Origin of the sequence: Flavobacterium sp. YO12, from assembly GCF_004119495.1 — a bacterium.
GTDB lineage: Bacteria > Bacteroidota > Bacteroidia > Flavobacteriales > Flavobacteriaceae > Flavobacterium.
This window is the reverse complement of sequence record NZ_NRQU01000094.1, coordinates 1-12,705: the sequence shown is the minus strand read 5'-3', so window position 1 is coordinate 12,705 and position 12,705 is coordinate 1. Positions and strand designations below refer to the sequence as shown.

Sequence of the window (12,705 nt, the reverse complement as noted above, 5' to 3'; positions counted from 1 at the left end):
ATCTATTTTTTGCAACCAGTTGTTTTAGAATTTTAATTTGTTTTTAAGATTTTTTTATTTAAATTTACAAATGTTAAAGAAACACTTATTTAAGGTTTGAAGTAAAAAAATTAAAACTGCAATCATTTTGATTGTAAATGAAGAAGAAATAGAAATCAGTTTTTCTGTCTTTTTAGGTTTTGGTTTTAGAATAAAAATAAGTTAAAAAGGAAAAAAATCAGATAAAATAGAGTTAGAAAAGCAGGTTGTGCTTTGCAGTTTTAGGTTGTAAGATGAGATAATCGCAATAGAATAAATGTTATTTAAACATTTATTTTGTCTTTTTCTTCTAAAGAACTGTTTTAGTGCAATATCTGTAAAAAAAAGACTGTATCTTTTTTATTAAGTGTTTTTTGTACACTTATAAATATTTATAAGTATATTTGTCACCATTAAAAATTAATTTCGAATGAAAAATTACGTAATAGGATTAGACTATGGAACAGATTCTGTTCGAGCGGTGCTTATAGATGCCGAAAATGGGCAGGAATTAGCATCGAATGTTTCTCATTACAAAAGATGGAAGAATAAGCAATATTGTGACGCGGCTATAAATCAATTTCGTCAGCATCCTTTAGATCACATCGAAGGATTAGAAATTACGATTCAAACGGTTATAAAAGAAAGTAAAGTTGATCCTTCATTAGTGAAAGGGATTTGTATAGATACGACTGGATCGTCTCCAGTTCCAGTAACAAAAGATGGAATTCCGTTAGCATTGACACAAGGTTTTGAAGAAAACCCAAATGCGATGATGGTTTTATGGAAAGATCATACTTCGATAAATGAAGCAAACGAAATTAACGAACTGGCAGTAAGCTGGGGCGGAGAAGACGTTACAAAATATGTGGGCGGAATTTATTCATCAGAGTGGTTTTGGGCAAAAATTCTTCACATTGCAAGAAAAGATGAAGCAGTTAGAAATGCAGCACATACTTGGATGGAACACTGCGATTTAATGACGTATTTATTAATTGAAGATAAAGACTTAAAAACTTTTAAAAGAAGCCGTTGCGCCGCAGGACACAAAGCAATGTGGCACACAGACTGGAACGGACTTCCGCCAGTTGAATTCTTAGAAAAATTACATCCTTATTTAGCACAGCTTCGTGGTAATTTATATAATGAAACTTATACATCTGATTTATCAGCAGGAAATTTGAGCAAAGAATGGGCAGATCGTTTAGGGCTTTCGACTGATACAGTTGTGGCCGTTGGAACCTTCGATGCACATTCTGGAGCTGTTGGAGCAAAAATTGGAGAGAATACTTTAGTTCGTGTTATGGGAACTTCAACTTGCGATATTCTGGTTGGTTCATATGACGAAGTAGGAACAAAAACCGTTCGCGGAATCTGCGGACAAGTAGATGGATCTGTAATTCCGGGCTTTATTGGTCTTGAAGCAGGGCAATCTGCTTTTGGAGATTTATTGGCTTGGTACAAAGAACTATTAATGTGGCCGACGGAACATTTATTAGGTGCTACGTCACTTTTAAATGATGCTCAAAAAGAACAATTAAGAGAAGAATTCAGCGATAAATTAATTGTTGAATTAACGAAAGAAGCAGAGAAAATTCCAGTTTCAGAAAGTCTTCCTATTGCTTTAGACTGGATCAACGGAAGAAGAACTCCAGATGCTAATCAGGAATTAAAAAGCGCCATTTCAAACCTTTCTTTAGGAACAAAAGCACCCCATATTTTCAAAGCTTTAGTAAACGCAATTTGTTTTGGAGCGAAGAAAATTGTAGATCGTTTTGAAGAAGAAGGTGTGAAAATCGACAGCGTAATAGGAATTGGCGGTGTTGCTCGTAAATCTCCTTTTATTATGCAGACTTTGGCAAATGTTTTAAACAAGCCAATTAAAATCGCAGCTTCAGACCAAACTCCAGCTTTGGGTGCAGCAATTTACGCAGCCGTTGCAGCAGGAATTTATCCAAACGTAATCGAAGCAAGTCAAAAAATTGGAAGTGATTTTGACGGAGAATATTTCCCTCAATTAGATAAAGTGGCAGCGTATAACAAATTACTTATTGCTTACGATCAATTAAGTGCTTTTGAAGATCCATCTATTAAAATTAAAGAAAATGAGTTCTCAATATAAAGATTTAAAACAGGAATGTTACGAGGCCAATATGCAGTTAAATGCATTGAATTTGGTGGTGTACACTTTTGGAAATGTAAGTGCCGTTGATAGAGAAAATGGTGTTTTTGCTATTAAACCAAGCGGTGTTCCCTACGAAGATTTAAAACCAGAAGATATTGTAATTGTCGATTTTGATAACAATATTATCGAAGGAACCATGCGTCCGTCATCAGATACAAAAACGCATGCTTATTTGTATAAAAATTGGCCGAATATTGGAGGCGTTGCGCATACACATGCGACGTACTCGGTTGCTTGGGCGCAATCGCAACAAGATATTCCAATTTTCGGAACTACGCACGCCGATCATTTAACGGCTGATATTCCGTGTGCTCCGCCAATGGCAGATTCTCTTATTGAAGGAAATTACGAACACAATACCGGAATTCAGATTTTGGATTGTTTCAAAGAAAAAAATCTTTCATACGAAGAAGTAGAAATGGTTTTGATTGGAAATCACGGTCCATTTGCGTGGGGAAAAAATGCAGCAAAAGCGGTTTACAACAGTAAAGTTCTAGAAGTAGTTGCCGAAATGGCGTACCTGACTTTGCAAATAAATCCAAACGCACCAAGATTAAAAGATTCATTAATAAAGAAACATTACAACCGCAAACACGGAAAAGATTCGTATTACGGACAATAAATAATTTTAGATTTTAGAATGCAGATTTTAGAACCTGCAAACGATTAAACAATTCAACAAATAAACGATTAAACAGCATGATAGATATATCTCAAAAAGAAGTATGGTTTGTAGTAGGAAGCCAAGAATTATACGGTGAAGAAACACTTAGAAAAGTAGCAGAACATTCTCAGATAATCGCAAAAGGATTAGATGCTTCATCTTCAATTCCAGTAAAAGTGGTTTACAAAGATGTGGTGAAATCGCCTTCGCAGATTTTAGATGTTTGTTTGGCTGCAAATTCTGAGAAAAACTGTATTGGAATTATTGCTTGGATGCACACTTTTTCGCCAGCAAAAATGTGGATTGGCGGTTTGAGTATTTTGAAAAAACCATTATGTCATTTACATACACAATACAATGCTGAAATTCCGTGGGGATCTATCGACATGGATTTTATGAACCTGAATCAATCGGCTCACGGAGATCGTGAATTCGGTTTCATCATGTCTAGATTACGTAAAAAACGTAAAGTTGTAGTTGGACATTGGGAAGATGAAAGAGTTCATAAAAAAATAGGAATTTGGTCAAGAGTTGTTCTTGGATGGGACGAACTTCAGAACTTAAAAGTAGCTCGTATTGGAGACAATATGCGTGAAGTTGCCGTTACAGACGGTGATAAAGTAGAAGCTCAGATTCGTTTCGGAATGTCGGTAAACGGATACGATTCTTCAGATGTGACAAAACATATCGAAAAAATAACAGACAAAGAATTAGCTGATTTATTAGCGGTTTACGAAGAATCATATACTTTGACCGATTCTTTAAAAGAGGGTGGAGCGCAAAGAAGTTCTTTGGTTGAAGCGGCAAAAATTGAATTAGGTTTGAGAGCTTTCCTTGAAGAAGGAGGTTTCGGTGCTTTCACGGATACATTTGAAAATCTTGGAGCTTGGAAACAATTACCAGGAATTGCAACACAAAGATTAATGGCTGATGGTTATGGTTTTGGTGGTGAAGGAGACTGGAAAACAGCTGCAATGGTTAGAGCTTTAAAAGTGATGAATATTGGTTTGGAAGGCGGGACTTCTTTCATGGAAGATTATACATACCATTTCACACCACAAAAATCATATGTTTTAGGATCGCATATGTTGGAAATTTGTCCATCTATTGCTGATGGAAAACCTTCTTGTGAAGTACATCCTTTAGGAATTGGCGGAAAAGAAGATCCAGCTCGTTTGGTATTTAATTCGCCAGCTGGAGATGCAATTAATGTTTCTTTGGTAGATATGGGAACTCGTTTCCGTTTAATCGTAAACGAAGTTGAAGCGGTTAAACCATTGGCAGAATTGCCAAAATTACCAGTTGCTAGAGTTTTATGGGATTGTAAACCAAATCTTGATATTGCGGCAACAGCTTGGATTTTAGCAGGAGGAGCTCATCACACCGTTTACAGTCAATCGATAACAACGGAATATATGGAAGATTTTGCAGATATTGCTGGAATCGAATTATTGGTTATTGATGAAAAAACAACTGTTAGAGAGTTTAAAGATAAGATTAATGCGAATGAAGCTTATTTTCATTCGTTTCAGCATGGACTTTAATCTAAGATGCTAAGTTGCTAAGATTCTAAAATTTTTTCTTATTTCTAGCTTGTTGAGCTCAATTATATGTAAAAAATTCAACACAGATAAAACGGATTTGCTATCGCAAAAACGCAGATAAAAAACGGGTTTATAAATAATCTAAAATCTGTATAAATCCGCGTCTTCGTGATAACGAATCTGTTTTATCCGCGTCAAAACACAGTATTTTTTTCAATATAAAGGATTACTTTTAACATCTAACTTTTTACAAACCACAAAATTATTATTTATGAATATATTAAAACGTTGTGTTTTTGGAATAGGCCTGTTGAGTCTGGCTTTAGTTTCAGTTCAATGCAAAAGCGATAAAAAAATGAATGCTACAGTTTCAGATCAAAAAGCAGCAGTAACGATTGAAAAATCGGCTTACGGAACAACTGCAAAAGGAGAAAAAATCGACAGTTATAAGTTGAAAAACCAAAACGGAATGGAAGTAGATATTATCACTTTTGGTGGTATTATTACTGATTTGAAAGTTCCCAATAAAGAAGGTGTTTCTGAAAATGTTGTAATTGGATTTAATTCTTTGGCACAATACGAAAAAGAAAATCCGTTTTTTGGAGCTTTAATTGGAAGATATGGAAACCGCATTGCGAAAGGAAAATTTTCTTTAGATGGAAAAGAGTATCAATTGGCAATAAATAATGCGCCAAATGCTTTGCACGGAGGACCGAATGGTTTTTTTAAAGTAGTTTGGAAAGCAGATGAGGTTAAATCTGGGGAAACAGCTTCTTTAAAATTATCATATTTAAGTAAAGATATGGAAGAAGGTTATCCAGGAAATTTACAAGTTTTTGTGACTTATACATTGACAAATGATAATCAATTAGAAGTTTTGTATGAAGCAACGACAGATAAGAAAACGGTTGTAAACTTAACACAGCATTCGTATTTCAATTTATCTGGAGATTTTTCTAAAACAATCTTAGATCACGAATTGACTTTAAATGCGGATAAAATTGTTCCGGTTGATGCGACTTTAATTCCAACAGGAAAATTAGAGGATGTTGCCAATACACCTTTTGATTTTAGAACACCAAAATTGGTTGGTAAAGACATCGAAGCTAAAAACGAACAATTAGAAAGAGGAAAAGGTTATGATCATTGCTGGGTATTGAACAATCCTGAAAAAGGAAAAACAATCATCGCAAAAGTATATCACGCACCAAGCGGAAGAGTTTTAGAAATGACTACTGATGAACCTGGAATTCAGTTTTACTCAGGAAATTTCCTTGATGGAACTTTACCAACACGTGACGGAAAAACATACGGACACAGAACGGGATTATGTTTGGAAACAGAACATTATCCGGATTCTCCAAATCAGAAAAATTTCCCAACAACGGTTTTAAACCCGGGAGAAAATTATAAAACTAAAACTACTTTTAAATTTTCAGTAAAAAAATAGTTTTGGAATTTGTTAATTAGTTCAGTTCTCTAAAAACCTCGAAAGTATTGCTTTCGAGGTTTTTTTATGAAAGTACCAGTAGAAACAAAGAATTTGCTCATTTTTGTCATTTCGACGAAGGAGAAATCTCCGCGAGTAACTCGCCAAAGATTTGAGAATTCCTTTGTGGAGCTTCTTGTGAAGATTTCTCCTTCGTCGAAATGACAAGATTGTGGATGAAACTTTGCGACTTCGCTTCAGATAACTATTGGGATTTCGAGACTAATTGATCCGAAAAAGAAAAAACTTAATTTAGCAATAAAAAGAAAAATGAAACATCTATTCAATGCAGAATTAAATTGGACTTCAAAAAAAGAAGAAAATCCAACTTCAAAAACTTACAGCAAAACTCATCAAATAAAAATTGAAGGCAAGCCAGTTTTGGATGTTTCGGCAGCAAAAGCATTTAAAGGAGATCCCGCATTATATAATCCAGAAGATTTATTGTTAAGCAGTTTGGTTTCCTGCCATATGATGTCGTACTTATATGTTTGTTCTCAAAACGGAATAGAAGTTCTCGAGTATATAGACAACGCCGAAGCAACGCTTGAAGTTTCTACAGATGGAAGAGGATGTTTTGTTGAGGTTAGATTAAAACCAAAAGTAAAAATTTCAAATCCAAACCAAATAGAATTGGCTTTAGAATTACATTTTAAAGCAAACCAATTGTGTTTTATCGCAAATTCGTGCAACTTTCCTGTTTTGCATGAAGCTAGTTGTGAGGTTTGAACCATGTAAGTGATGTAAGTTCGTTTAAAAACTGAGCTTAAACGCGAAGTAATATTTTCTTATAGGACTTATATGGTTTAAAAAATGCCATAAAAAAACCTCTTCATTGCTGAAGAGGTTTTACGTACCCGGAGCCGGAGTTGAAACCTATATTTTTGGATGATTTTTAAAAACCTAGAACACATTGTTTAAAAATACGTTTAAGGGCTTGTTTATTTGGGTTTATCGTCTTGAATCAATCATATTTTGAGTTGAATAAAATAGAGCCAAATTGAATGATGATATAAATTTATCGGGCAAATATCGGGCGTTATTTTAAAGTTGCCCGATATTTAATTATATTTGTATTGTTCAAACGTTCAATATTAAAATATGGCATCAATTAAATTTAGATTGCGCAGTAGTGCAAACAAAAACGTCTCAATTAAAGTCCGATTGATTTTAGGTTTTAAAAAACAGGATCTAGAATTAAATACTGGATTTTCAATCAACCCAAAAGATTGGAGTGAGTCAACCAATAAGCCCAAACAGAACAATGCCGAGAATAAAATCATTTTCAACAATCTCAAAAAGTTGGAATCATTTCTTTTTAAATCCCTTAATACTGATATGGGAGAAAGCATCGTTATTGATAGATTTTGGTTAGAATCAAAAATTAATGAATGCTTTAATCGTATAGAAAAAACGGATGAGGGATTAATTATAAACTATATTCAAAACATAATCGATACTGCAGAAACTCGAAAAGTGAAAGTAAAAGGAGGTTATAAACATGGGCTTTCCCTAAGTAGAAAAAACAGTTATATAGCCACAAAAAAGATGTTATCGGAATATCAGTCCAAGATTAAAAAGCAGATTCACTTTTTAGATATCTCTCAAGTTTTAATTGACGATTTTGAACACTGGTTACTTAAAATAAAAAAGTATGCCGTAAATACTGCGTCAAAGCATATTGCAAACATTAAGACTGTATGTATTGAGGCGGAAAAAAAAGATATTAAAGTTAATTCCTATGCTAAGCAAATAACCGTTGCATCAGAAAGTGACGAAGATAGATATATACAAACCTTATCCTTTGCAGAGTTAGATCAAATTAGAACGGCAGACATCACACTAGAAGCACATGTAAATGCTCGAAAATGGTTATTAATAGGTTGTGAAATAGGACAACGTGGAGGAGACCTTCTCGATATTACATCCCAAAATATAAGGTATAAAAACGAAAAAATGTACATTGATTTAATACAAAAGAAGACAAAGAAAGCCGTTACTATTGGAATAATCTCTCCGTATATTATTGACATTCTTGAAAACAGTTTTCCTTATAAAATCAGTACACAAAAACTAAACGACCACATTAAAAAAGTTTGCGAAACAGCCAAAATAAATACAATGACAGAGGGGAAAATATTTGACGCAGATACAGGACGTAAAGTTTTTAAATTATATGAGAAACATCTCTTAATAACCACACATTGTTTTAGACGTTCGTTCTGTACAAATTATTATAAAAAGATTCCAACCCCAGTTTTAATGGGGATTTCGGCGCATTCTAAAGAATCGATTTTCAGAGCTTATATTAATGCACCCGAAGACAAAGATGAAAATGCGGATTTATTTATGAAGTTTTACGACGACGTACACAAAGAAATACAAAAAAACAAAGAAGTTGAAGAAGAGAAACGCAAAGTACCCGAGATGACGGTTATAAAAAACGGCACAACTGATTGAAAAACATTTTTATTTAGATAATTAATTATTATGCAAATAGGGTTAATTTAGTATTTTCAATCTTATTTTATAATAATCAATGACTTTTTTTTAGCAAATGAATTTACAAAAATCATATAATTCAGATTCTTCTGATAGTTTCAGAAATAAAACGTTACAACAATATAAAAATGATTATTTAGAGAATGTAGACTTTTATAAAAAACTAAACGAAGACAATGACGAAATTAATTTTGTAAATACTGAATTAAGACTCGTACGGGAATTCATCCGACCAGTACTAGAAAATGAGATTACACAACTTGAAAAAAAATGTGGCTTAGACTTAGAAATGCACCTAATTAAGAATCATTTAGCAAGCTATATTAAAATAATTCTTTTTTAGAAGTAAAAAACTTGAACTTGAAAAAAATACTGGAGCAACATTACAAAAAAAAATCTAAAGGATTTTTTTAGTGAAGACATACCCACTAAAACAATAGAACAACTTCAAAAAAATTTAAAGAAATGAATGGTAGAAAAATGGCTTATGTGATTTTTCAACTACATAAAGAATTTGAAATTATTGACTACTCTATGAATAGCCACCTCTTAGGGCGAAAACATTTTGTCTTTGCCTTAAAAGAAGAAAACAATAAAAATGTAATTGCAGGTATTAATAAATACTTTTCTCCAAATGATGTTTCATTACTATCATCGGACTATTTAAATGACAATGATTATATCTCTATTAGAAAAGAGATAAACAAGATATTAAATCAAAGCGAACTTCATTAAAAAGGTGTCTAGTTGTTAGATGGTATCAGATTCTATCTAACAACTGAATATCATCTATTTACATGTTTTGTACTTATATTTTTGTTGCAAACTTTAATAACAAAGTCATGCAACAAAACTCAATTTTACTACAGGATTTAAGTTTAGAACAATTAACTAAACTTATTACAAGTATCGTCAAAACCGAAACTGACGACTTAAAAAAACATTTTCAACCGAAAGAACCAACCGTGTACTTAACGAGGCAGGAAGTAGCCTTTCTACTAAGTGTCGATATTTCCAGTGTACATAATTATACAAAGCGAGGGATTCTCAAAAGTTACGGAATTCAGGGACGAGTATATTATAAACGTTCTGAAGTTGAAGCCAGTCTTAAGCCTCTTAATTCTTAAGTTATGGAATTCTACGATAACAAAATTGCACTCCAACATTTACTTGATGGATTAAAACAATGCGAGCCAATACCTAAGAAACTGCTGATTCGATTACTGGAAAAAGTTGGTGTAAACTCTAATTGATTTTTTAAAGCAAACAATACGCACGAAAAAGCTGGGAGTTTTTAAAACTTCCGGTTTTTTACTGTGCAAATCTACTGGCATTGTTGAACCTAATTTGTTATTAATGATTGATTACACTAAGATTTACCTTTTAAATATTGATGTTGATAGGTTGTTGAATTTATCAATATTGGATTTTAGAAGTGCTATATCTAAAAACACCGGAGAAATAAATGAAAATCATTTTGTTGCAGAATATAATCATTGCAAGATCATTATTAAGATAATTAAAGACGAAAATCAACCTGAACGCAAATACGTTATATTTTCAGGTAGCATACACAAAATGTGGAATGAAATAAAAGGAATAAAATCTCCTAATTACAGGGAAAACAAGCCGTATAAGGGATTTAATGGTAATCAATTTGCATTAGATGATACTATAGAAGCAAGAGTACATTTAGAAAAATTATTTGAATGTAATGCTTCGCAAATGTTATTTAAAAACGTAGAATTTGGAATTAATATTATCCTAAATTTTGATCCTAAGATTTTTTTAAAAGGATTGCTTTATCATAAAAACATTTTTTTTGACTTTAGTCATTGGGGGAATAATGCACAGGCTATACACCAATGGTTTATTTTTAAAATATATAACAAATCATTTCAGTACCATATGAGTGAAAATGTTTTGAGAGTAGAGCTTAAAATAATGAAAATGATAGAGTTGAGAAATTTAGGAGTAAAGACTTTTGCGGATATTAATCAAGATGCCTTGCAAAAAGCACATCAGTTGCTTTTAAGGCGATTTGATGAAATTATGCATTATGATTACACAATTAGAAAAGCAATTCTGTCAAAACGAGAAAAACAGCTTATAAATAGATATTCAAATCCTCGTTATTGGCTAGAGGAATTAAAATCAAATCACAGGGATAGACACAAAAAAAATTAAAAAATCTAACCGCTGAATATTCCGAAAATTTGCGTTTACAAATTCGGAGTGAAATGATTAAAATGTGTGTAATGCTTAACCAACTTTCTATAATACAAAATGTGTAGTAATAAACCCTTCAAATATAAGGTTAGAGAGTACGCAAAAAGAGATCAAAAAAAGAGATCAAAATTAGCGGGTAAAATAGAAGGGAGGGCAATAGTTTTTAAAGTAAAGAATTACAATCTAGTTAGTTTATATTTTTTTGTTACGCGCAATAATTCCAGTTTTAAAATTGACTAATATTTAATTTTAAAATTAAGAGAGTGAAAAATAGATTTATATCTTTGTTTCTGTAAAATAAAATATTAGCGTTAGCTATTTTTCGTGTCAGGAATTCCGACAATTTCAACACACATCGAAAAGTAAGTCTGATGCTCACGCTTTGGCGTGGGCTTTGTAGTACTTGTTTGTGTGTGGGCCGTCGGAAGCCTCTGACTAACTAAAGGCTATGGACCCACGCTTTTTTGTATCTATAACTTCGCTTTGGGTTTAAGTGAAATAACTTAAATCTATTAAATGAAAAAAATAGTCTCTTTTTTTAGTTTCTTATTGTTTTTGTTTTTACTTCTATTTGTTGTGATTCTATTTGTTTATCTTATAACATTTCCTGTTTTTATAAATAATAGATTTCCGGGTTGTCTTCCTTTTTTTCATACATGTCGAGAGATCATGCGGTAGGCGTGTTTTGGTTTATTATTTTTATAATATTTACAGTGTGGTGGTATACTACGTCAATGTTTAAAGAGAAGAAATAAAGTTTAGTTATAAAAACGATTAATTTTAAATGTTAACTCGTGTTGCTATTGTTGTTGCATTAGTGAAGAACCTCGATCTTCCATAAATATTTCAAACTTGTTTTTTAAAGATTTTAAATGCCCTTCAATACCTGGGAATAATGACGATGAAGTTATGTTCATGGTAAATAAATCTCGAGTAATTTCTTTTTTCCACTCTTTATTAATTTTTATTTTATAGTATGGATTGCAATTAGATAAATTTTGTAGGATTTCATGGTTTGCAGATAAGCTTTCTTCAAATTCAAAGTTTATGTCTCCTTGGCAGAGAAATACTCCGTTTTGTTGAATTATTCTATCAAAAAGAAAATATGGTTGTACTATTTCGACAAATTTTCTTTGAGTTTTTCCTAAAACCAATTCTTTAAATATTTCATTTTGACTAATGCCATTGCCTTGACTGTATTTTACTACTGCATCACTTTGATCGTTATATTTCGATCTAAATAAATGTAATGTTGAGCTTAATAATTCGTGATAGTTTATTGCGTAAATTGCTGCATCTGTGTCGTCGTCGTTAATTACGAAAAAGGCACTAACATAGGGTGAAGCGGAAAAATCTAACAACCTAGTGGGGATGCCATAATGTTGTAATAATGAAAGGATTTGAAATTCATTTTCTGTGTTGTATTCTTTATTATATAAATGAGGATTTCTTTGAAAATCATAAATACAAAACTTTTCATATCGAGATTTAGGATTTTTGATTTCAGTTGAAAAGTCAACTCTGTCAATTGCTGAGCGTAATTTCCAAGCATAATTTTCTTGTCCTCTAAAAATCCAATTAGAGTTTAGAGTTGATAAAAAATTTTTTAACTCGTTCCAATTTTTAAATTCTAGTTCTTTGTACATTTATTTGGTATAACTTTTTGCTTTGTTAATATTAACGATTATGCCTCTGCATGTTTCTAATTCTTGAAAATGAAAGTATTGGTTAGGTAGGAATTTCTCAAGCTTGTAAAAGCTACTGTAGTGATATTGTATTACTTTAATTTGTCTTCTTTTTGTTTCCAATAGTCATCTACAAATTTACGATCTTCAATAATAGGATCAAAAAGTGAAGTATGATGGTAAAAAGCAAAGTATGAACTAAATAGTTTTCCATACAGATTATTGTAGACACTTTTTGATAGTTCATTTATCTCTTTTAGTTCTGCTAGAGTTTCTGATTTTATGTTTGCTTCTGGGTCAGTATGGGCATAAAATGTTTCTCTTCGGGAATTGATTTGAGTAATTAAATCGTTTTTTTAGCTATTTGATTTTCTAATTCTTCAATAATT

10 protein-coding genes are annotated in these 12,705 nt (G+C 32.1%); 9 read left to right on the top strand and 1 reads right to left on the bottom strand.

All coding sequences use genetic code 11. From position 1 onward, the window contains the following. The first annotated feature begins 448 nt into the window (after positions 1–448). The 9 genes from BOW55_RS19555 (at position 449) to BOW55_RS19515 (ending at position 10,589) form a co-directional block, all read left to right on the top strand. Entirely contained in the window at positions 449–2,140 is a 1,692-nt protein-coding gene (locus tag BOW55_RS19555) for a ribulokinase (protein ID WP_129026013.1), read from the top strand. Beyond that, positions 2,124–2,825, top strand: coding sequence for an L-ribulose-5-phosphate 4-epimerase (locus tag BOW55_RS19550; RefSeq protein WP_129026011.1), 702 nt, complete (start codon positions 2,124–2,126; stop codon positions 2,823–2,825). Before BOW55_RS19555 ends, BOW55_RS19550 begins: the two co-directional genes overlap by 17 nt. A 77-nt stretch (positions 2,826–2,902) precedes the next feature. Further along, positions 2,903–4,411, top strand: coding sequence for an L-arabinose isomerase (gene araA, locus BOW55_RS19545; protein ID WP_129026009.1), 1,509 nt, complete (start codon positions 2,903–2,905; stop codon positions 4,409–4,411). A 271-nt stretch (positions 4,412–4,682) separates the two neighbouring features. After that, positions 4,683–5,861, top strand: coding sequence for an aldose epimerase family protein (locus BOW55_RS19540; RefSeq protein WP_129026006.1), 1,179 nt, complete (start codon positions 4,683–4,685; stop codon positions 5,859–5,861). 309 nt (positions 5,862–6,170) lie between these two features. Further along, positions 6,171–6,629 carry an OsmC family protein gene (locus BOW55_RS19535; protein WP_129026004.1) on the top strand — a complete coding sequence of 153 codons (459 nt, stop codon included), beginning with the start codon at positions 6,171–6,173 and terminating at the stop codon, positions 6,627–6,629. Positions 6,630–7,001: 372 nt separating this feature from the next. Beyond that, the gene (locus tag BOW55_RS19530; RefSeq protein WP_129026002.1) at positions 7,002–8,360 is read left to right on the top strand and encodes a phage integrase SAM-like domain-containing protein; all 1,359 of its coding nucleotides are present in this window, start codon (positions 7,002–7,004) and stop codon (positions 8,358–8,360) included. Between the two features lie 507 nt (positions 8,361–8,867). Continuing rightward, positions 8,868–9,137 carry a hypothetical protein gene (locus BOW55_RS19525; RefSeq protein WP_129026001.1) on the top strand — a complete coding sequence of 90 codons (270 nt, stop codon included), beginning with the start codon at positions 8,868–8,870 and terminating at the stop codon, positions 9,135–9,137. A 62-nt stretch (positions 9,138–9,199) separates the two neighbouring features. After that, a complete protein-coding gene (locus BOW55_RS19520; protein WP_371414546.1) occupies positions 9,200–9,529 on the top strand; it encodes a helix-turn-helix domain-containing protein in 330 nt (109 codons plus the stop codon). A 229-nt stretch (positions 9,530–9,758) separates the two neighbouring features. Further along, entirely contained in the window at positions 9,759–10,589 is an 831-nt protein-coding gene (locus BOW55_RS19515; protein ID WP_129025997.1) for a hypothetical protein, read from the top strand. An 842-nt stretch (positions 10,590–11,431) separates the two neighbouring features. Here BOW55_RS19515 and BOW55_RS19510 read toward each other — a convergent pair. Beyond that, positions 11,432–12,277: an FRG domain-containing protein gene (locus BOW55_RS19510; RefSeq protein WP_129025996.1), complete on the bottom strand. Its 846-nt coding sequence runs from the start codon at positions 12,275–12,277 to the stop codon at positions 11,432–11,434. Positions 12,278–12,705 lie beyond the last annotated feature (428 nt).

What these genes read in the sequence shown, in the direction of transcription:
- BOW55_RS19530 (WP_129026002.1), top strand. Translation starts at nt 7,002, where the DNA reads ATGGCATCAATTAAATTTAGATTGCGCAGTAGTGCAAACAAAAACGTC.
- araA (WP_129026009.1), top strand. Translation starts at nt 2,903, where the DNA reads ATGATAGATATATCTCAAAAAGAAGTATGGTTTGTAGTAGGAAGCCAA.
- BOW55_RS19520 (WP_371414546.1), top strand. Translation starts at nt 9,200, where the DNA reads ATGTTTTGTACTTATATTTTTGTTGCAAACTTTAATAACAAAGTCATG.
- BOW55_RS19550 (WP_129026011.1), top strand. Translation starts at nt 2,124, where the DNA reads ATGAGTTCTCAATATAAAGATTTAAAACAGGAATGTTACGAGGCCAAT.
- BOW55_RS19535 (WP_129026004.1), top strand. Translation starts at nt 6,171, where the DNA reads ATGAAACATCTATTCAATGCAGAATTAAATTGGACTTCAAAAAAAGAA.
- BOW55_RS19555 (WP_129026013.1), top strand. Translation starts at nt 449, where the DNA reads ATGAAAAATTACGTAATAGGATTAGACTATGGAACAGATTCTGTTCGA.
- BOW55_RS19510 (WP_129025996.1), bottom strand. Translation starts at nt 12,277, where the DNA reads ATGTACAAAGAACTAGAATTTAAAAATTGGAACGAGTTAAAAAATTTT.
- BOW55_RS19515 (WP_129025997.1), top strand. Translation starts at nt 9,759, where the DNA reads ATGATTGATTACACTAAGATTTACCTTTTAAATATTGATGTTGATAGG.
- BOW55_RS19525 (WP_129026001.1), top strand. Translation starts at nt 8,868, where the DNA reads ATGAATGGTAGAAAAATGGCTTATGTGATTTTTCAACTACATAAAGAA.
- BOW55_RS19540 (WP_129026006.1), top strand. Translation starts at nt 4,683, where the DNA reads ATGAATATATTAAAACGTTGTGTTTTTGGAATAGGCCTGTTGAGTCTG.